The following is a 20,518-nucleotide window of genomic DNA, read 5'->3' as shown; positions in this document are numbered from 1 at the left end:
GTGGAAAACCAGGCGGTCCGTCGCTTATTTCATGCTAATCTATGCCACCGCTGGTATTGCATTATGGCAGTATTTTCCACCCACACGTACTTCGCATGATCAAGCAAAGCCCCAAAGAATTTCCCCTGCGTACCGTCGACATCATCGTCTATCCCGGCTTCAAGGCGCTCGAAGCCATCGGTGCCATGAAAGTGTTTGATTACGCCAACACCCATTTGCGCCTGCGCAATCTGCCCGGCGGCTACGACGTGCGCATCGCCTCGACAGCCATCGGCCCAGTCGAGTCCGACACGCTGATGTCGCTGCACGCCAGCAAGGCGCTCGATGTGAACCGCCTGCCCGACCTGGCCGTCATCGTCGGCTGCCACCACGTCGAGCAAGTCTTGCAGGATATTCCCGCCCTCGCCGCCTGGGTGGCCGAGGCGGCGCCGCGCATCGACACGCTGGCGGCGCTGTGCACGGGCTGCTTCTTCCTGGCCGAGGCCGGTGTACTCGACGGCAAGAGCGCCGCCACGCACTGGAGCGCCGTGGACAGCCTGCGCCAGCGCTATCCCTTGATACAGGTCAATGCCGATGCGATTTTCGTGCGGGAAGGAAAATTCTGGACGTCGGCCGGCGTAACGGCCGGCATCGACCTGGCGCTGGCGCTGGTGGAAGACGATTTCAGCCGCGATATCGCGCTGGAAGTGGCGCGCGACCTGGTGGTGTACCTGAAGCGCCCCGGTGGCCAGTCGCAGTTTTCCGTGCACCTGTCGAGCCAGATGACCACGCATCCGACCATCCGCCAGTTGCAGGGCTGGATCATGGAACACCTGGGCGAAGAGCTCGGCATACCGCTGCTGTCGGCAAGGCTGGCCATGAGCGAGCGCAACTTTACGCGCGTGTTCCAGCGCGAAACGGGCAGCAGTCCGACGGAATTCATCGAGACGGCGCGCTTTGAAGTGGCGCGCCGCTTGCTGGAAGACAATGTGTCTTCCTTAAAACAGGTGGCCGTGCAGGCGGGCTTGCACAGCGAGGAAAGGCTGCGCCGCCTGTTTCAAAAGAAACTCGCCATCACGCCGCGCGACTACCGCGAACGCTTTTCCAGCACGGCGCGCTAGGCGCAGCGAGGGGTAGCGGGAATCAGCGCGACTTGTTGGTACGCACGTGGCGCGTGGCCAACTGCTGACGGTGCCAGGCCAGCGGCGTAAACATCAGCGCACACAGCAGATAGGTGGCCAGCAGCGCCAGCCAGATGGCGGGCGTGGCGAGGCTGGCGGCATTGCTCCACCACAAGGCCAGCAGGGAAGACAGGGTCGCACCGAGGAAGACGGGCAGCATGCGGCGCAACGTGGCGAGGTAGGCAGTGGCAAACATGAGCGGCTCCCAAAGCAAGGCGGATGTCTTCACACTAGCAGGCGCAGGCGGCGAAGTACAGCCTGCCGCCCTGCCCCGTCCGTCAAGTGTTGCGCAATGAGTACAGTCAGATAAAATTAATACAACACAACGGAACGAATCGATTCGCCGCTCTTCATCAGGTCGAAGCCTTCATTGATGCGTTCGAGCGGCAAGCGGTGCGTGATCAGGTCGTCGATGTTGAGCTTGCCTTCCATATACCAGTCGACGATCTTCGGCACGTCCGTGCGACCGCGCGCGCCGCCGAAGGCCGAACCGCGCCATTCGCGCCCCGTCACCAGCTGGAACGGGCGCGTGGCAATTTCCTGACCGGCCGCCGCCACGCCGATGATGAACGATTTGCCCCAGCCCTTGTGCGTGCACTCGAGCGCCTGGCGCATCAAGTTGGTGTTGCCCACGCATTCAAACGAATAATCGGCGCCGCCGTCCGTCAGTTGCACGATGGCATCGACAACGTTTTCCACCTCGTTCGGGTTGATAAAATGCGTCATGCCGAACTTGCGCGCGATGGCCTGGCGCGCCGGGTTGATGTCGATGCCGATGATTTTGTCGGCGCCGACCATTTTCGCCGCCTGGATCACGTTCAGGCCGATGCCGCCCAGGCCGAACACGGCCACGTTGGCGCCCGCCTCGACCTTGGCGGAGAACAAGACGGCGCCCACGCCCGTCGTCACGCCGCAACCGATGTAGCACACCTTGTCGAACGGCGCGTCTTCGCGGATCTTGGCGAGAGCGATTTCCGGCACGACGATATAGTTTGAGAAAGTGGAGGTGCCCATGTAGTGGAACAGCGGCTGGCCATTCAGCGAAAAGCGGCTGGTGGCGTCCGGCATCAGGCCGCGGCCCTGTGTGGAGCGGATGGCCTGGCACAGATTCGTCTTTTGCGACAGGCAGAATTTGCACTGGCGGCATTCCGGCGTGTACAAGGGGATGACGTGGTCATCCTTTTTCAGGGTCGTCACGCCCGGGCCCACATCGACGACGACGCCGGCGCCTTCATGACCGAGGATGGCGGGGAAGATGCCTTCCGGATCGGCGCCCGACAAGGTGTAGTAATCGGTATGGCAAATGCCCGTGGCTTTCAGCTCGACCAGCACTTCGCCGGCGCGCGGGCCGGCCAGGTCGACTTCTTCGATGGTCAACGGGGCGCCCGCCTTCCAGGCAATCGCGGCTTTGGTTTTCATGGGATGTCTTCCTGCTCGGTTTCAGATACGCCATTATCGGGCGCCGGCGGACGTGGCGGGGCAAGGGGCCCTGCGCTTGTCTGAAAACGCGGCGCATTTGTCCGCTACCGCCGCACGGTGCAGCAGCGCACGGAAGCGCGGCAGGCGCGGGGCGTATGCTGGCGTCAGTGCGATGTCCGTTTGCGCCAGCTCAATCTTCCCGGCAGACAGACGCGCATTCTTGGCACAAGCGCCATTCATCGCGTAGCCGTTGCGTCGTTCCCGCAGGAGACTGACATGCGCCATCTGCTTTCCCGCTTTTCCCGCCCCTGGCTGCCCCTGCTGCCGCCCCTGCTGCTGGCGTGCTGCCTGGCCCTGCTGACCGCCTGTGGTGGCGGCCATGACGACGACCCGCCCGGCGCCACCACGGGTGACCTGACAATCAGCATAGTTGGCTTGCCGGCCGGCGTGGCGGGCGCCGTCACGCTCAGCGGCCCCGGGTCGTACAGCAAGACGCTGACGGTCAGCACCACGCTCGCCAGCCTGGCGCCTGGCGCCTACACGCTCAGCGCCGCCAGCGTGGCGCAAGGCACGCAAACGCTGGCGCCCACGCCCGTCACGCAGCAGGTCCAAGTCACTGCGGGGGCGACGGCCAGCGCCAGTGTCAGCTATGCGGCCACGGCACCGCTGGCACTGGCCCTGCAAGAGGTGGCCAGTGGCTTGAGCGCACCCATCTTCCTCACGGCGCCGCCCGGCGACAGCCGCCTCTTCATTCTCGAACGCCCCGGCCGCATCCGCGTGCTGCAGAACGGCAACCTGCTGGCCACGCCCTTCCTCGATATCAGCCCGCTCACCACTACCAGCGGCGAGCGGGGCTTGCTGTCGCTGGCCTTCCATCCGCAGTACGCCAGCAACGGCTATTTCTTTATCTATTACACCAACCTGGCCGGCGACATCGTCATCGAGCGGCGGCAAGTGTCGGCGGGCAACGCCAACGTGGCCGATCCCCTGTCCGCCCTGACCATCCTGACGATACCCCACCCCACATTCAGCAACCACTATGGCGGCCTGCTCAGCTTTGGCCCGGACGGCTACCTGACCGCGGGCACGGGCGACGGCGGCAGCGCGGGCGACCCGCCCGGCAATGCGCAAAACACAAATGTACTGCTGGGCAAGCTGCTGCGCCTGGACGTCAACGCCAGCACGGTAGCCCAACCGTACGCCATTCCTCCTGGCAACCCCTTTGCCACGGCGGGCGGGCGCGCCGAAATCTGGGCCTACGGCTTGCGCAACCCGTGGCGCTACGCCTTCGACGTGCCGGCCCAACTGCTGTATATCGCCGACGTGGGCCAGGCCAATTGGGAAGAAGTCGACGTGCGTCCCGTGGGGCAGGCGGGCAACAACTATGGCTGGAACATCATGGAAGGATTGCATTGCTACAACAGCACCAGTTGCAACCAGGCGGGGCTGGTCCTGCCCGCCATCGAATACGGCCACGATACGGCCGGCGGCTGCTCGATCACGGGCGGCTATGTGTACCGGGGCACAGCCCTGCCGGAACTGGCGGGGCAGTACCTGTATTCGGACTACTGCAGCGGCTGGCTGAAAAGCTTCAGCTACAGCAATGGCACGCCCTCCGCCGTGACGGACTGGGGCATCACCAATGTGGGCAATATCCTGTCGTTTGGCCAGGATGCGCAAAACGAGCTGTACATGCTGAGCGGCACGGGCAAGGTGTACAAGGTTGTACGTAAATAAGAGTACATAAATAAGCGCACGCCAATAAGCGTGCGCAGGCGGACATGGCGGCGCACGCGGCAGAGGGCGTTTTTCGACGGGGCGCGGGGAAACGGCTAGAATGGGTTTTCCCGTCGCGCCCCGCGCACCAGCCCAAGAGAACACCATGGCCCGTTTGAAACTTGAATTTCCCGAAGACCAGTACTGTTATTCCTCGCAACTGACGGTACGCACCACGGACATCAATGCCGGCAACCATCTCGGCAACGACTCCATGATTTCCATGATTTCCGAGGCGCGCGCCCGCTTCCTGTTTGAATTCGGCGTGCGCGACATTGAAGCGGATGGCACCGGCATCATCGTCACCGACCTGGCCACCACCTACCGTGCCGAAGCCCATGCGCGCGACCAGCTGCTGTTCGAAGTGGGCGTCATGGATTTCAATAAATATGGCGGCGACATCACCTTCCGCATCACGCGTCCGCGCGACAACACCCTGATCGCGATGGCCAAGTCCGGCTTTGTGTTTTTCAACTACAAGCGCAGCCAGGTCGTGCCCATGCCGGAAGAGTTCGGCAGCAAGTTCCCGCAGGTGAACTGGATCGATTAACGGCAGCGCCTTGCCACCATGCTGTATGCTTGCCAGGAAGACATTGAAACTGGAGCGACATGCAAGCAGCGATAACGGCAAGACTGTGCCTGGCCCTGGCCCTGGCGTTGTCGGGCGTGTGGCAGACCGTCCTGGCCGCGCCGCAAACCGTCATCCTGTATGGCGACGACGACTATGCGCCGTACAGCTATGTGGAAAACGGCGTCTTCAAGGGCATGTACGTCGATATGCTGCGCGCAGCCGCCACAAGCATGGCGGAGTATCGGCTGGACCTGCAGCCGCGCCCCTGGAAACGGGGACTAGCCGCGCTGGAAAAAGGCCAGGTATTCGGTCTGTTCCCGCCCGGGCGCAAGACAGAGCGGCCGTACGTGCAACCGTATTCGGCCATGCTGTACCGCGAATCGGTGGTGCTGTTTTGCCATGACGCCGTCATGCGCAAGCCGCGCACGCACTTCCCGACCGACTTCGCCGGCCTGACCATCGGCGTCAACACGGGGTTTTTGCTGTCGGAAAAATTGATGGCGCCGGCCCGCCAGGGATTGCTGCATCTGGCAGCGGCCAAGGGCAACGATGCCAATCTGAAGAAACTGGCCCTGCGGCGCATCGATTGCTACGCCAGCGACCGCGGCGCGGCCCGCTACACGGCACGCCAACTGCAAGGAGAACTAAGCAGCTACGGCTTTCAATTGCACGAAGTGCTGGAACTGTCGTCCGAAGCCACATATATCGCCTACAGCGCACGCAATACGCCCGTCTACAAGGCCGATTTCATCGAGAAGATGAATGCGGCCTTGCTTGCCATGCGGCACAACGGCCAGCTGGCACGCATCGAAGAGGCTTACCTGCGCTGAATCAGCGACGCTGCACTTCGCGCGGCTGCAAGCTCATGACGGGGCTGCTGCGGCCCTGGAGCTTGACGCCGAAGGTATTTTTGAACCAGTCGTCGATCATGCGCTTTTCATAGCGCAAGGCATCGTTGCGGGAATAACGATTGATATGCTGCAAATAGGACATGTCCGACAGATAAGCGTTGCCGCTGGCAATGACTTTGCCATGCTGCTCGAGCGTGTAGCGCAAGCGCAGGCGGGGCCAGTCAGCACGGCCCGTCATCACGCGCACATCGAAGGCACCGCGCCGTGCCGGGTCTTCGCGTCCTGCCAGGTCGACATCGGTGATCTCGATCCTGAGGTCCTGGCCGGGGGGTAAGCTCTTGCCCAGCCAGGTGAAGTGATTCTCCAGGCCCGCCAGCACCTGTTCCCGGTCGCGCGAGCTGAACGGAACATCGGAATAGTCATCGGGGTTATCGAACGTCACCTGCACGCCCGCCCAGGCGCTGCTGCCGGCGGCCAGCGCCAACGCGGCCAGCCATGTTTTCGCCATCTTGGAAATACGCATGTGCATTCCTTTCAGAAAAGTCACGGGAAAGCAGCTGCCACCACGCCGCATCTGCCTGACACCGTTTGACTATAGCCCGAAGTTAAAATTTCCGTAGCGCAATACGTTTCGCGCGGCGGCACGCGCAGCGGCAAGCCGCCGACGGGCTGCGCCCCTTACTTGCGCGCCTGGCGTTTCACCTTGACGCCAAAGGTATTGGCATACCAGTCATCGATCATCAGCTTTTCATAGCGCAGCTTTTCATTGCTGAAGTAATGATTGATGCGGGTCAGGTACGACATGTCGGACAGGGCGGCATCGCCACTGCGAATGACCTTGCCATCCTGCTCCAGCACATAGTGCAGGCGCATGCGCGGCCAGTCGACCCGGCCATTCATGACGCGGATCTCCTGCCCGGCACGCAGGGACGGATTTTCACGTCCCGCCAGGTCCACATCCGTGACGTCGATTTTCAAAGTCTGCCCGGGCGGCAGCGATGCGCCCAGTTTCTCGAAATGCCGGCTCAGTTCCTTCAATACGTCATCGCGTTCCTGAGGGTTGAACGGGACATCCGTATATTGATCCGGTTTGCTGAACTGCACTTCCGTTCCTGCCCAGGCCGCGCTGCTGGCCAGCAAGGCCAGGCCGGCGACCAGGGCGCGCGTCGTTTGCTTTTGCATGATGTACCCTTTCAGGAAATGTGCGTGGCATGGTGCCACTTCTTATACCTGTTCAATATAGCGCGCTGCGGCCCATTCTGACGCGCAATTCATACCTTGTTACTTTTCTGATTTCGCGCCAGAAAGGCGAGACGCCGTTTTTTTTTGCAGATTCATTGGCAATATTAATTAAAACAAAGTATTGTCTTGAAAATATAGTTGCCTAAGCGATAAAGCATAGATAGTGCCAGCAGCCTGGATTTAAAGTGTTTTTTTGGCATGTGTGTTGCATGTTGTTAGTCAATTTTTCTTGCATATTGTTAATATTTAGCTGTCAGTCTACAATCGACAAAATGCGCCCGAAAAATGCGCAACGCCGGTAATGGCGCACAGGAATTCCTGGCGCAGGCGCCTCAACATTGCGTCAGTTATGCCTTTTAGCGGAACTCGCCCTCATGTCATTTTTGTCTTCAGCATCGCCCAAGTTACCCCCCTGGAAAGTCCTGCTCGTCGATGATGAACCCGACATCCACGACATCACCAAACTGACGCTGAGCCGTTTCCGCCTGGAAGGCCGTGCCCTGAGCTTCGTGCACGCCTACAGCGGCGCCGAAGCCAAGCAGGTGCTGGCGCGCGAAGAAGGCATCGCGCTGGTCTTCCTGGACGTGGTGATGGAACGCGAAGACAGCGGCCTGGAAGTGGCGCGCTGGATGCGCGAAGACCTGGGCAACCAGTTTACGCGCATCGTGCTGCGCACCGGGCAGCCGGGACAGGCGCCGGAAGAACGGGTGATCGTCAACTACGACATCAACGACTACAAGGAAAAGACGGAACTGGACCGCACCAAGCTGTTCACCACCACCTTTGCCGCCCTGCGCGCCTACCGCGACATCATGAAGGTGGAAGAGGCGCGCCAGGCCCAGTTGCACTACCGCGAAGGCCTGGAAAGAGTCATCGCCGCCTCGGCGCATATCTTCAAGCAGCGCAACCTGCGCGACTTCGCCAGCGGCCTGCTGCAGCAAGTCGTCGCCCTGCTGCGCCTGGAAACGAGCATGCTGCTGCGCCTGCGCGGCGCCAGCGCCATCTCGGGCGAGCAGGACTATGAAATCCTCGCGCAGATCGGCGACCATGAAGCCGATGACGGCATCCTCAGCCCTTCCCTGCTGTCACAGCTGGACGACGCCAAGAGCAATAAAATCTCGCGCCTGCACGGTGACACCTATGTCGGCTATTTTCCCAACAGCAGCGGCAAGGCGTCCTTGCTGGTCTTGAAGGGCGTGGAAGAAATTTCTGACCTCGACGCGCAATTACTGGAAGTATTCTGCTCCGGCGTGGCGATTGCCTTCGACAACATCCTGCTGACGCAGGAAATCACCGATACCCAGGCCGAACTGATCCTGCGCCTGGGCGACGTGGTCGAATCGCGCTCGCACGAAGGCGGCAACCACGTGCGCCGCATGGCCGAAGTATGCCAGCTGCTGGCGCAGGCCTCCGGCATGTCGGAAGAAGAAACCATGGTGCTGCGCCACGCGGCTCCCATGCATGACATCGGCAAGATTTCCACGCCCGACGCCGTGCTGCTGAAACCCGGCAAGCTCGACGCTGCCGAGTGGGAAATCATGAAGCAGCATCCGACGGTGGGCATGTCCATCCTCGACGGTTCGCAGCGCCCGCTGCTCAAAGCAGCCGCCGTAATCGCCCACCAGCACCATGAAAAATACGACGGCAGCGGCTACCCGCAAGGCCTGGTCGGTGAAAACATCCACAAATACGCGCGCATCGCCGCCGTCGCCGACGTCTTCGACGCCCTCATGCACAAGCGCTGCTACAAGGACGCCTGGCCGCTGGAGCGGGTAGTGAGCTACCTGCGCGAAGTAAGCGGCAGCCACCTCGATCCGCAGTATGTGGAGTTACTGATTGCGAATCTGGATGAAGCGCTTGCGTTGAATCAGCGTTTCCCTGATTAGGGGTACCCAACCAAACCTACTGCGCGTCGGTATATGCGGCCTGCGATGCTCACCGTACATAAAGTACGGTTCCGCTTCTCAGCCACATCTCCCTTCCGCTCGCTACGGTCTTGTTGGGCGCTGTTCAGCTAGCTGTTTTCAAGCGCTCTTCGGTTCCAGCGGGAAACGGATCTTGTAATGCAACCCCATGCCGGGCGCGCTGACCACCTTCACCGTGCCGCCCAGCGGCCCCGTCACCAGGTTATACAGAATATGCGCACCCAGGCCGCTGCCGCCGGAACCCCGCTTGGTCGTGAAGAAGGGATCAAACAGCTGGCCCAGGGTGGCGCTGTCCATGCCCATGCCATCGTCGCTGTAGTCGAGTTCCAGCATCTCGCCGGCCGCCCTGGCACTGATCCTGATCTTGCCCGGCTCGCCTTCGACAAAGCCATGCACCAGTGAATTGACCACCATGTTCGTGACGATCTGCGAGACGGCGCCCGGATAGCTGCGCAGCTGTACCTCGGGCGCGCAATCGATCTCCACCTTGATCGGCTTGCCCTTCAGCTTGGGTTGCAGGGACAGCAGGATTTCATCGAGGTATTTGCGCAAATTAAAACTGCGCAACTCGTCCGAAGACTGGTCCACGGCCACCTGCTTGAAGCTGCGCACCAGCGCCGCGGCGCGCTGCGTATTCGTCGTCATGATGCGCAAGGTCTGGTCGATGATGTCGAGGAATTGCCGCAAGCCGTCTTCATCGAGCTGGCCGCCGTCCAGGTCTTCGCGCGTGAGTTTCAATTCCTGCACCAGGTGGCTGGTGGCCGTCACGCAGATGCCCAGCGGCGTATTGATTTCATGCGCCACACCAGCGACCAGGCGTCCCAGCGATGCCAGTTTTTCCTGGCGCACCAGTTCCGACTGCGCTTCCTGCAAGGCGCTCAGGGCGCTGTTCAGGGCCGCGTTCTGCTCTTCCAGCGTTTCCTTGGCCTGGCGCATGGCGCTGTCGGCCTGGATGCGGGCCATCGCCACGGCCACGTGGCTGGCCATGAAGGCCAGCACGTCCAGTTCCGCCTGGCCATACACGACGGATTCGTCGTAGCTTTGCACGATGATCACGCCATATTTGCGCTGGCCCAGCAGCATGGGAGCGCCCATCCAGCTGGCGATGCCGACATTGCCCAGCGGCTCGTCCATCTCGCCGCTGGCCACCAGCGCCGCATAGCTGCTGGCATCGAGCAAACACGCTTGCCGGCGCGCCAGCACGTAGGAACTCATGCCGATACCGTAATGGAAGCGTTTCACAGGCGCCTGCGCATCCTTTTCATCGACGAAATACGGGATCGTGATGTCCTTGTTGTCGGGATGGTACAGGGCGATCAGGAAATTCTTCGCCGTCACCAGCTCGCTGATGATGGCATGCAGGCGCGCATACAGGGTCGTGGCGTCGGCTGCCTGCGCCGACAGGTTGGCGATTTCATACAGCGCATGCTGCAGGTTTTCCGCGCGGCGCCGCTCGGCCACCTCGTGCGCCAGCAGGGCCGTGCGCTCCTGCACCGCCTTTTCCAGCCGGTCCATGCTTTGCATGCCTTGCAGGGCGCTCGACACGTGCGTGGCGATCAGCGCGAACAGAGCCTGGTCTTCCAGGCTGAAGTGGTGCTGCGCATCGTAGCTCTGGATGACGATGGCGCCCAGCACCTGATGCTGCTGATCCAGCAGCGGACAGCCGATCCAGTGCTCGGCCGCCGTGCCGCCGCCCCAGGCGCCGCCACCGATGGCGCGCATGGCATCGTCGTCGGCCGTCATCACCAGCTGCTTGCGATTGACGATGACCCACGCCGTGGGCGACTGCGCGGCACTGGCCAGGCGCACGCCCTCGTCCGGATCGGGCGCGGCGTCGAATTCGTCGACAAAGTAGGGAAAGCGCACCAGGCCGTCATCGTGGTCGCTGAGGGCCACATAAAAGTTCGCCGCATACATGATGCGGCCCAGCGCCGCATGCACCGCCTGCAGGAATTCGCTGATATCGCTGCAGGTGCTCGAGCGCTGCCCGATTTCCAGCAACACGGTTTGAACGGCTTCCAGGCGGCTGAGACGGCTTTCCATGGGTAACTGTGTGCCTTGTGTAAGTATATGTTCTGAAAATCAATATTATCAGTTCAGCCCAGCCTTGGCACGGCATAAAACGCACAATCTTGCCTTGAGGCAGCGCAACACACGCCACGCCGGCATTTGCCACCTTGGCGATACAGTGGCAGACTAGGCCCCTTCCTACAGACCAGACCGTCCTCATGACCGCCACGCTACGCGCCTCGCTTCGCCCCTATACCCTCGCCGGCCTGCTGGTCTTTGCCGCGCTGGGCATGCCGCCGCTGTGCGCCGCGCCCGCCAAGGTGCCGGCGGCGGAGACGGCCGATGGCGGACGCTATTTCGGCCCCCTCGTCGCGGGCAAGATGCATGGCCAGGGCCGGCTCGAGTACGCGAGCGGCGCGTTTTATGAAGGGGGCTTCGCGCGCGGCGTGTTTTCCGGCCAGGGCACGCTGCGCCAGGCGTCCGGCGTCGAGTACACGGGCGCCTTCCGCCAGGGCGCCTTCGACGGCATCGGCCGCTACACCTCGCCCAAGGGCGAGATCTATGCGGGCAGCTTCGTCAAGGGCAGCTTCGAGGGACAAGGCCGCTTCCAGGGCGCCGACGGCGCCACCTTCGAAGGCCACTTCAAACACTGGCGCCCGCACGGCGCCGGCAAGCTGACCGACACGGACGGCACCGTCTTCGAAGGCGACTTCGTCCAGGGCCAGCTGCAGGGCAAGGCGAAAGTCAGCACCAGCGACGGCATCCACTACGAAGGCGAGCTGAAAGACTGGAAATTCGACGGCGAAGGCGTGCTGCGCACGGCCGACGGCGACGAATACCGGGGCGGCTTCAAGAATGGCCAGTTCGACGGCAAGGGCGTGCTGCGCTACGCCGTGGCGCAGGCCGACGGCCGGCGCGAAGACAGCGGCAACTGGACGGAAGGCCAGCTGGACGACCCGGCCTTGGACAAGCTCACGCGCGACAATATCGAACTGGCCCTGTATAACCAGCGCAGCCTGCTCGACGGCGCCCTGGCGCGCATCGCGCCGCGCGATGCGGCGAAAAAAATCAATCTGTACCTGCTGGGCGTGGCCGGCGATGGCGCGCAGGAAGTATTTCACCGCGAAACGGCCTTCGTGCAGCGCCAGTTCGACCGCGATTACGGCACCGTGGGGCGTTCCCTGATGCTGGTCAACAGCCGCAACACGGTGGCGCAGCAGCCGATGGCCACGCGCACCAGCATCGCCGCCAGCCTCGACGCCTTGGGCGCGAAGATGGACAAGGCCAACGACATCCTGTTCCTGTTCCTCACCAGCCACGGTTCGCCCGAGCACGCACTGGCGCTGGCGCAAAACGGCATGGATTTGCACAGCCTGCCCGCGCAAGAGCTGGCATCCATGCTCAAGCACAGCGGCATCCGCTGGAAAGTCATCGTGATCTCGGCCTGCTATGCGGGCGGCTTCATAGCACCATTAAAAGATGACAACACCCTCATCATCACGGCCGCGCGCAGCGACCGCACCTCGTTCGGCTGCGACGACCAGAACGATTTTACGTATTTCAGCGAAGCGTATTTCAAGGAAGCCTTGCCGAAAAGCGCCGGCTTTGCCGAAGCCTTTGACCAGGCCAAGGTGCTGGTGCAGGCGCGCGAGGCGGCCGACTTCCGCGAGGGCGGCATGGAAGCGGAAGAGCATTCCGAGCCACAGCTATTCCAGGGCAAGGCCATCGCCGCGCAGCTGAAGGCGTGGCGCGCCCAGCCGCACTAAGCCGGGCACGGCCGCCCGCCTTTCTGTACAATAAGCACACACATGAAAAAATTCTTCCTCATTTTGCTGCTGTTCGTGCTTCCGCTCCAGATGTCCTGGGCCGCGGCGAGCGCGTATTGCCTGCACGAGGAAGGCAAGGCGGCGCAGCACCTGGGCCACCACAGCCACCAGCACAAGGCGGATGCGGACAAGAAACCCGTGGCCGATAAAAAGGTGGCTGACAAGCAATCCAAAGGCCAGCCGCACAGCGATTGCAACGTCTGCCATGGCATCGGCCATGCGTGGCTGCCTGCCGGCTCCAGCCTGCCCATCGGCGACATGGCGTCCGTCAACGCAGACACTTCCCCCTTCTTTTACGCTTCCCATATCCCGGACGTTCCCAAGCGCCCTGACTGGTCATCGGCCACCTAGGCCGACGGGACGCTTCAATCACTTATCGCCATATGCGCGCCTGATTAAGTCAGGCGCAATAAGTCAGGCGCAAGCCTGCGCGTCCCGTCGAATTCTTTTCCATGCTTTTGGAGAATTCGATGCACCGTTCCATCTATCTGTTATGTCTCTGCTCCGGCCTGCTGGCCGGTAACTTTACCCACGCGCAATCCAGCGTGGAACCCGCCGCCCCCCTGACCCTGCCCGCCGCACTGCTGCTGGCCGAAGGCGGCAACGCCACCCTGTCGGCCGCCCGCCATGAACTGGCGGCGCAAGGGGGCGCCCTGCAACAGGCGCGCGCCCTGCCCAACCCGGAACTGCAAACGGTGCTGGAAGACACGCGGCGCGCCACGCGCAGCACCACCGTGCAGCTCAATCAGCTCATAGAGCTGGGCGGCAAGCGCGGGGCGCGCGCCGCCGTCGCCCAGCGCGGCGAAGACCTGGCGCAAGCCGGCCTTTCCCTGCAGCAAGCCGACACGCGCGCGCTAGTGACCACCGCCTTTGTCGACGTGCTGGCGGCGCAGGAAGGCTTGCGCCTGGCCGACAGCGCGCAAGCCTTGGCGGCGCGCGCCAGCGACATCACGGCGCGCCGGGTGGCAGCCGGCAAGGCTTCCCCTGTCGAGGAAACCCGCGCCCGTGTCGCCGAAGCGAGCGTGCGGCTGGAGCTGAACCTGGCCCGCAGCACCCTGGCCAGCGCGCGCAAGCGCCTGGCCGCCCTGTGGGGCAATGCCACGCCACGCTTCAGCCTGGCGGAAGGTCGCCTGGAAACCTTGCCCGAGCTGCCACCAAGCAGCGAACTGGCGGCGCGCCTGGGGCAAGCCCCGGCCGTGCGCCAGGCGCACAGCGCGCTGGCCCAGCGGCAAGCCATGCTGGACGTGGAACAGCGACGCGCCACGCCCGACATCACTGTCAGCATCGGCATGAAGCGCTCGGAAGAGCTGGGCCGCAACCAGGCCATCATCGGCCTGGCCTTGCCGCTGCCTTTGTTCGACCGCAACGCGGGCAACAAACTCGATGCCTTGCGCCGCAGCGACAAGGCCAGCGACGAGCTGGCCGCCGCCCGCATCGCCGTGCAAACGGCCGTGGCCGCCGCCACCGAACGGCTGGCCACAGCCCGGCTCGACGTGGAAAGCTTGCGCCAGGACATCTTGCCTGGCGCCCAGAGCGCCTACGATGCGGCCAGCAAGGGCTTTGAGTTCGGCAAGTTCGCCTTCCTCGACGTGCTCGATGCCCAGCGCACCTTGCTGCAAGCCAAAAACCAATACCTGCGCGCGCTGACCGAAGCGCAGCACGCCGCCGCCGAGATCGAGCGCCTGCTTGGCGCCCCCGCTCCCCTGTAAGGAAGACCCGATAATGAACATCACACTCAACAAAAAACAGGCGATCGCCATAGTCTCCATCGCGGCCGCCGGCATCGTACTGGCCATCCTCATCCTCGGCACGGGCAAGTCCAGCGCCCCGCCAGCGCCTGCCGTCCAGGCGGAAGCCCATGCTGAAAAGAAAGACGAACACGGCCACGAAGAAGTGGAAGGCCGGCTGGAACTGACGGCGGCGCAAAGCCGCGCGGCCGGCATCGTCATCGCCACGACCGCGCCCGGCCGCATCAAGACGACGGTGGCCCTGCCCGGCGAAATTCGTTTCAATGAAGACCGCACGGCCCACGTCGTGCCGCGTCTGGCCGGCGTGGTGGAAGCCGTGCAAGCGGACCTGGGCCAGCTGGTCAAAAAGGGACAAGTACTGGCCGTCATCGCCAGCACGGAGCTGTCGGAACAGCGCAGCGCACTGCTGTCGGCGCAGCGGCGTTTGTCGCTGGCCCGTTCCACATATGAGCGCGAAGAAAAACTGTGGCGCGAAAAAATTTCGGCCGAACAGGATTACCTGCAGGCGCAGCAGGCGTGGCGCGAGGCGGAAATCGCCGTGCAAAATGCGCAGCAAAAGCTCAGCGCGCTGGGCGCCAGTGGCGCTGCCAAGGGTCCGCTGAACCGCTACGAGATCCGCGCGCCGTTCGACGGCATGGTGCTGGAAAAACATATCACCCTGGGCGAAGCGGTCAAGGAAGACGCAAACATCTTCGTCATTTCCGACCTGTCGACCGTGTGGGCGGAAATCGCCGTGCCGGCGAAAGATCTGGCCACCGTGCGCATGGGAGGCAAGGCGGAAGTCAAAGCCAGCGCTTTTGACGCCAGCGCGCAAGGCACGATCACCTATGTGGGCGCGCTGCTGGGCGAGCAGACACGCACGGCGAAAGCTCGCATCAGCTTGCAGAATCCCGACATGGCGTGGCGTCCGGGCTTGTTCGTCACGGTGGAAGTGGTGTCCGGTGAAGCGGACGCGCCCGTCACCGTGCAGAGCACGGCCATCCAGACGGTGGAAGACAAGCCCGTCGTCTTCGTGCAGGTGAAAGATGGCTACCAGGCCACGCCCGTGGTGCTGGGGCGCAGCGATGGCACCTTGACGCACATCAAACAGGGACTGGCCGCCGGCACGCCGTACGCGGCGCAAGGCAGTTTTGTCCTGAAATCCGAGCTGGGCAAAGATGCCGCCGGCCACGAACATTGATCACGTCAAACGAAAGGAAACCATCATGTTTGAACGCTTGATCCGCTTCGCCATCGAGCAGCGCTGGCTGGTGATGCTGGCCGTGGCCGCCATGGCCGGCCTGGGCATCTACAACTACCAGAAGCTGCCCATCGACGCCGTGCCCGACATCACCAATGTGCAGGTGCAAATCAATACACAGTCCGCCGGCTACTCGCCGCTGGAAACCGAGCAGCGCGTCACCTTCCCCATCGAGACGGCCATGGCCGGCTTGCCCAACCTGGAGCAGACGCGCTCGCTGTCGCGCTATGGCCTGTCGCAAGTGACGGTGATCTTCAAGGATGGCACGGACATTTATTTTGCCCGCCAGATGATCAACGAACGCTTGCAGGAAGCCAAGGAAAGCTTGCCGGCCGGCATCACGCCGAAGATGGGGCCCGTCTCCACGGGCCTCGGCGAAATCTACCTGTGGACGGTGGAAACGCAGGAGGGCGCGAAGAAACCGGACGGCACGCCGTACACGCCGACTGACTTGCGCGAAATCCAGGACTGGATCATCAAGCCGCAGTTGCGCAATGTCACGGGCGTGACGGAAATCAATGCCATCGGCGGTTACGCCAAGCAATACCAGGTGGCGCCGTATCCGGAAAAACTGGCCGCCTACGGCATCAGCCTGCAAGATGTGGTGACGGCGCTCGAACGCAACAACAGCAACGTGGGCGCCGGCTATATCGAACGGCAGGGCGAGCAACTGCTGATACGCGCGCCGGGCCAGGTGGCATCGAAAGACGACCTCGCCAACATCGTCGTCGCCAATGTGCAGGGCGTGGCGATACGCATCCGCGACGTGGCCGACGTGGTGCTGGGGCGCGAGCTGCGCACGGGCGCGGCCACGGAAAACGGCCGCGAAGTGGTGCTCGGCACGGTCTTCATGCTGATCGGGCAGAACAGCCGCGCCGTGTCGCAAGCAGTCGACAAAAAGATGATCGAGATCAACCGCAGCCTGCCCAAAGGCGTGCACGCCGTCACCGTGTATGACCGCACGGTGCTGGTCGACAAGGCCATCAATACGGTGAAGAAAAACCTGCTCGAAGGCGCCGTACTGGTGATCGCCATCCTGTTCCTGTTCCTCGGCAATATCCGCGCGGCCGTCATCACGGCCATGGTGATTCCGCTGGCCATGCTGTTCACGTTTACGGGGATGGTGCAATACCATGTGAGCGCCAACCTGATGAGCCTGGGCGCGCTCGATTTCGGCATCATCATCGATGGCGCCGTGGTGATCGTGGAAAACTGCGTGCGCCGCCTGGCCCATGCGCAGCAAAAACTCGGGCGGCCCCTGACCTTGCAGGAACGTTTTCATGAAGTGTTTGCGGCATCGCAAGAAGCGCGCCGGCCGCTGCTGTACGGCCAGCTGATCATCATGGTCGTGTACCTGCCCATCTTCGCGCTGACGGGCGTCGAAGGCCGCATGTTTACACCGATGGCCCTGACGGTCGTGATCGCCTTGCTGGGCGCCATGCTGCTGTCGATTACTTTCATTCCCGCCGCCGTGGCGCTGTTTATCGGCGACAAGGTAGCGGAGAAGGAAAACGCCATCATGCGCGCCGCCAAGCGCTGGTATGCGCCGCTGCTGGGCAAGGTGATGCGCAATACCCCCGTCGTGCTGACGGGCGCGGCGGTGGCCGTCGTGCTGTCGGGCTTGCTGGCCACGCGCATGGGCAGCGAATTCGTGCCCAGCCTGAACGAGGGCGACATCGCCATCCAGGCCCTGCGCATCCCCGGTACCAGCCTCACGCAATCGCTGGCCATGCAGCAGCAACTGGAAAGCAAGCTGATGGCAAACCACAAGGAAATCGCGCGCGTCTTCGCCCGCACGGGAACGGCCGAGATCGCGTCGGACCCGATGCCGCCGAACATTTCCGACGGCTACATCATGCTCAAGCCCCGCGATCAGTGGCCGCAGCCGACAAAATCGCGCGAGCAATTGCTGGCGGAAATCGAAGCGACGGCCACCAGTTTGCCGGGCAACAACTACGAGTTTTCGCAACCGATCCAGCTGCGCTTCAATGAACTGATTTCCGGCGTGCGCAGCGATGTGGCCGTGAAACTGTTCGGCGACGACATGCTTGTCCTCGACAGCACGGCGGCGAAGATCGCGGGCGTGCTGGGCAAGATACCGGGCGCTACGGAAGTGAAAGTCGAGCAGACGACGGGGCTGCCCATGCTGACGGTGCAGATCGACCGCGAGCAGACGGCGCGCTACGGCCTCAACATTGCCGACGTGCAAGCGGCGATTGCCACGGCCATCGGCGGGCAAGAGGCGGGCACCCTGTTCCAGGGCGACCGCCGCTTCGACATCGTCGTGCGCCTGCCCGACAGCCTGCGCAGCGACCTGGAGCAGTTGAAACGCCTGCCCATCGCCCTGCCACTGGGCGCGGCGGCGGAAGGCCGCGCGCGCTTCATCCCGCTCGGTGAAGTGGCCAGCCTGCAAGTGGCGCCGGGGCCGAACCAGATCAGCCGCGAAGACGGCAAGCGCCGCATCGTCGTCAGCGCCAACGTGCGCGGGCGCGATATCGGCTCGTTTGTTGCGGAAGCCACGCAGCAGTTGCAGGCGCAGGTGGCCATTCCTGCCGGCTACTGGACCAGCTGGGGCGGCCAGTTCGAGCAATTGCAATCGGCCACGAAACGCCTGGAGCTGGTGGTGCCCGTGGCGCTGGCGCTCGTCTTCGTGCTGCTGTTCGCCATGTTCGGCAACGTGAAGGATGGCTTGCTGGTGTTCAGCGGCATCCCGTTCGCCCTGACGGGCGGCATCGTCGCCCTGTGGCTGCGCGACATTCCCATGTCGATCTCGGCCGCTGTCGGCTTCATCGCCCTGTCCGGTGTGGCCGTGCTCAATGGCCTGGTGATGATCGCCTACATCCGCCAGCTGCGCGAACAGGGCATGCCCTTGCAGGAGGCGATACGTGTAGGCGCCATCACGCGCCTGCGGCCCGTGCTGATGACAGCGCTGGTGGCCTCGCTGGGCTTCGTGCCGATGGCCATTGCCACGGGCACGGGCGCGGAGGTACAGCGTCCGCTGGCCACCGTGGTGATCGGTGGCATCCTGTCGTCGACGGCCTTGACCCTGCTGGTGCTGCCATTGCTGTACCGGCTGGCGTACCGCCGGCAAGAGGAGGAGGAAGAGAAAGAAGAGGGGGTAGGTCGGATTAGGTCCGAAGGAGCGTAATCCGATACCACCACTGGCGCCAACAATAGATCGGATTACGCGGGGCTTTGCCCCGTTAATCCGACCGACGCCTGTCATGGGCGGCGGTAGCCGCCCTCGATCCAGTTCGCCGCTGCGGTAGCATTGAACTTGAAGGCGGCCGAAGTGCGCACCTTGGCGATCTGTTCGCCGTCCGCGTCATAGGCGCTCAATTCCGCGTACGGGTGCTCTTCGTCGGGCACGATGTCGAACATCACCTTGATTTGGCCCTCGTCGGTAGCGACGAACAGGTTCTTGTGCAATTGCGCATGCAGCTGCTGCTCGTGGCGGCGCAGCACTTCCGAGGCCGTCTTGACCAGCGTATTAAACGCGTTGACGTCGAGCGGCTTCGGGTTTTTCTTGTCGCGGCCCATGGTCCACGGCCCCACCAGCGCCGGCTCCGGCTCGCCATCCTTGATCATGGCTACGGCCCAGCCTTCATCTTCCTCGTTCTTGATCACCCTCGCCGTCCAGCCATTGCCTACCCACAGGCGCGGCTCCTGGATCGGGGCGTCATTGTCCTGCTCGGCTGCTTCGTCGGAAAAGTCGGGGAAATCGGTACTCATGGCGGTGCTCGTGATGGAAGGTCGGGGCTAGCATGATAGTCGAAAACGTCCACCCGTGCCGCCTTGCCGTAAGGTAAGGCGCGGCCCGCCATAGTCGATCTCGACAATAAGACAAGCTATCAATCTAGTAGTTTTATTCTAGCGATCGGGCTTTGATATTACTCAAGTAAACCTATTATTAATTTGCAATTTGAATTGTGTTTTTTATATTTCAAATATTGCATTTAGTAATGCTTGGCCACAAGAAATTTTCATCCATGCGACGCCCCTCGCCCCCGCACGCCGCACGCATCGCCACGCCAGGTACTTCTTTCGGTCACGACCGCTGCATACACTTATATAAACATAATAGAGGGACTCAACATGAAACTCCTGACTACACTGGCCTTGGCCATGTTGACTGTCGCCGCCGGGACCGCCAGCGCCGCCCCCACCTTCACTGCCGGTGGCACGGCACTGGCAGGTGAAGGCCTGGTCACCTCGGTCGCAGGTGCCACGACGATCGACTTCAACGATGGCTTACTACCAAGCAACTACACGGGTGCCGTGTTTACCAGCAACCACCCCAGCTATGCCGCGCAACCACCGAATGATTTGACGGCCTTCTATTCCGTTGGCGTCTCGGATGGCCAGATCACGCCAGGCGTGGCCACCTTCAGTGGCGGGCTCAGCTATTTTGGTTTCTACATGGGATCGCCCGACACCTATAACAGCATCGTCTTCACCATGGGCGACAGCAGCACAGTCATGCTGACCGGTTCGCAAATGGCTGCCTTGGGTGGCGTCAGCCCCAACGGCAACCAATCCGTCGGCCTGTATATCAACGCCTGGGCTGGCGAAGGAGCGAAATTCACCTCGATCGCCTTCCAATCGCCGAACACGAACGCGTTTGAAAGCGACAACCACGCCTACATCGCGGCCGTTCCCGAACCGGAAACCTATGCGATGCTGCTGGCCGGCCTCGGCCTGTTGGGCTTCATGCTGCGCCGTAAAGCTTCATAACACGGCAATGCACAAG

The 20,518-nt window shown here is 62.6% G+C and carries 17 protein-coding genes; 11 read left to right on the top strand and 6 right to left on the bottom strand.

Going from position 1 to position 20,518, the window contains the following annotated elements:
- Positions 1–95 precede the first annotated feature (95 nt).
- A complete protein-coding gene (locus FJQ89_RS21180; RefSeq protein ID WP_141171597.1) occupies positions 96–1,100 on the top strand; it encodes a GlxA family transcriptional regulator in 1,005 nt (334 codons plus the stop codon).
- A 22-nt stretch (positions 1,101–1,122) separates the two neighbouring features.
- Here the strand turns inward: FJQ89_RS21180 and FJQ89_RS21175 are convergent, their stop codons facing one another.
- Both FJQ89_RS21175 and FJQ89_RS21170 read right to left on the bottom strand, forming a co-directional pair.
- Positions 1,123–1,356 (bottom strand): hypothetical protein, encoded by a 234-nt coding sequence (locus FJQ89_RS21175; protein ID WP_141171596.1) that lies wholly within the window; start codon positions 1,354–1,356, stop codon positions 1,123–1,125.
- Between the two features lie 116 nt (positions 1,357–1,472).
- Positions 1,473–2,579, bottom strand: a complete 1,107-nt coding sequence (locus FJQ89_RS21170; RefSeq protein WP_141171595.1) for an S-(hydroxymethyl)glutathione dehydrogenase/class III alcohol dehydrogenase — start codon at positions 2,577–2,579, stop codon at positions 1,473–1,475.
- Between the two features lie 276 nt (positions 2,580–2,855).
- Here FJQ89_RS21170 and FJQ89_RS21165 point away from each other — a divergent pair, with 276 nt between their 5' ends.
- The 3 genes from FJQ89_RS21165 (at position 2,856) to FJQ89_RS21155 (ending at position 5,756) form a co-directional block, all read left to right on the top strand.
- Positions 2,856–4,316 (top strand): PQQ-dependent sugar dehydrogenase, encoded by a 1,461-nt coding sequence (locus FJQ89_RS21165; RefSeq protein ID WP_141171594.1) that lies wholly within the window; start codon positions 2,856–2,858, stop codon positions 4,314–4,316.
- Between the two features lie 145 nt (positions 4,317–4,461).
- Positions 4,462–4,905 carry a thioesterase family protein gene (locus tag FJQ89_RS21160; RefSeq protein ID WP_071079638.1) on the top strand — a complete coding sequence of 148 codons (444 nt, stop codon included), beginning with the start codon at positions 4,462–4,464 and terminating at the stop codon, positions 4,903–4,905.
- A gap of 59 nt (positions 4,906–4,964) precedes the next feature.
- Positions 4,965–5,756: a substrate-binding periplasmic protein gene (locus FJQ89_RS21155; RefSeq protein ID WP_141171593.1), complete on the top strand. Its 792-nt coding sequence runs from the start codon at positions 4,965–4,967 to the stop codon at positions 5,754–5,756.
- 1 nt (position 5,757) lies between these two features.
- On the opposite strand, the gene FJQ89_RS21150 is transcribed toward FJQ89_RS21155, so the two are convergent.
- Positions 5,758–6,300, bottom strand: coding sequence for a DUF3016 domain-containing protein (locus FJQ89_RS21150; protein ID WP_243136166.1), 543 nt, complete (start codon positions 6,298–6,300; stop codon positions 5,758–5,760).
- Positions 6,301–6,455: 155 nt separating this feature from the next.
- Complete coding sequence (locus tag FJQ89_RS21145) at positions 6,456–6,959, bottom strand: DUF3016 domain-containing protein (RefSeq protein ID WP_141171591.1); 504 nt, start codon at positions 6,957–6,959, stop codon at positions 6,456–6,458.
- 434 nt (positions 6,960–7,393) lie between these two features.
- On the opposite strand from FJQ89_RS21145, the gene FJQ89_RS21140 reads away from it, so the two are divergent.
- Positions 7,394–8,905 carry a DUF3369 domain-containing protein gene (locus tag FJQ89_RS21140; protein ID WP_141171590.1) on the top strand — a complete coding sequence of 504 codons (1,512 nt, stop codon included), beginning with the start codon at positions 7,394–7,396 and terminating at the stop codon, positions 8,903–8,905.
- A 138-nt stretch (positions 8,906–9,043) separates the two neighbouring features.
- On the opposite strand, the gene FJQ89_RS21135 is transcribed toward FJQ89_RS21140, so the two are convergent.
- Entirely contained in the window at positions 9,044–10,987 is a 1,944-nt protein-coding gene (locus tag FJQ89_RS21135) for a GAF domain-containing sensor histidine kinase (RefSeq protein WP_141171589.1), read from the bottom strand.
- A gap of 185 nt (positions 10,988–11,172) precedes the next feature.
- On the opposite strand from FJQ89_RS21135, the gene FJQ89_RS21130 reads away from it, so the two are divergent.
- The 5 genes from FJQ89_RS21130 to FJQ89_RS21110 all read left to right on the top strand — a co-directional run bounded on the left by FJQ89_RS21130 (position 11,173) and on the right by FJQ89_RS21110 (position 18,916).
- Entirely contained in the window at positions 11,173–12,720 is a 1,548-nt protein-coding gene (locus tag FJQ89_RS21130) for a C13 family peptidase (RefSeq protein ID WP_141171588.1), read from the top strand.
- Positions 12,721–12,762: 42 nt separating this feature from the next.
- The gene (gene czcI / locus FJQ89_RS21125) at positions 12,763–13,131 is read left to right on the top strand and encodes a cation efflux protein, CzcI family (protein WP_141171587.1); all 369 of its coding nucleotides are present in this window, start codon (positions 12,763–12,765) and stop codon (positions 13,129–13,131) included.
- Between the two features lie 119 nt (positions 13,132–13,250).
- Positions 13,251–14,489 carry a TolC family protein gene (locus FJQ89_RS21120; protein WP_141171586.1) on the top strand — a complete coding sequence of 413 codons (1,239 nt, stop codon included), beginning with the start codon at positions 13,251–13,253 and terminating at the stop codon, positions 14,487–14,489.
- A gap of 13 nt (positions 14,490–14,502) precedes the next feature.
- A complete protein-coding gene (locus FJQ89_RS21115) occupies positions 14,503–15,708 on the top strand; it encodes an efflux RND transporter periplasmic adaptor subunit (RefSeq protein WP_141171585.1) in 1,206 nt (401 codons plus the stop codon).
- A 25-nt stretch (positions 15,709–15,733) separates the two neighbouring features.
- On the top strand, positions 15,734–18,916 hold the full coding sequence (locus FJQ89_RS21110) for an efflux RND transporter permease subunit (RefSeq protein WP_141171584.1): 3,183 nt from the start codon (positions 15,734–15,736) through the stop codon (positions 18,914–18,916).
- 74 nt (positions 18,917–18,990) lie between these two features.
- Here the strand turns inward: FJQ89_RS21110 and FJQ89_RS21105 are convergent, their stop codons facing one another.
- On the bottom strand, positions 18,991–19,500 hold the full coding sequence (locus FJQ89_RS21105; protein ID WP_099760825.1) for a hypothetical protein: 510 nt from the start codon (positions 19,498–19,500) through the stop codon (positions 18,991–18,993).
- Positions 19,501–19,863: 363 nt separating this feature from the next.
- On the opposite strand from FJQ89_RS21105, the gene FJQ89_RS21100 reads away from it, so the two are divergent.
- Positions 19,864–20,502: an Npun_F0296 family exosortase-dependent surface protein gene (locus FJQ89_RS21100; RefSeq protein ID WP_243136165.1), complete on the top strand. Its 639-nt coding sequence runs from the start codon at positions 19,864–19,866 to the stop codon at positions 20,500–20,502.
- The last annotated feature ends 16 nt before the right edge of the window (positions 20,503–20,518 follow it).

This window comes from Janthinobacterium tructae (assembly GCF_006517255.1).
GTDB classification, from domain to species: domain Bacteria; phylum Pseudomonadota; class Gammaproteobacteria; order Burkholderiales; family Burkholderiaceae_D; genus Janthinobacterium; species Janthinobacterium tructae.
This window is presented reverse-complemented; position numbering and strand designations above follow the sequence as displayed.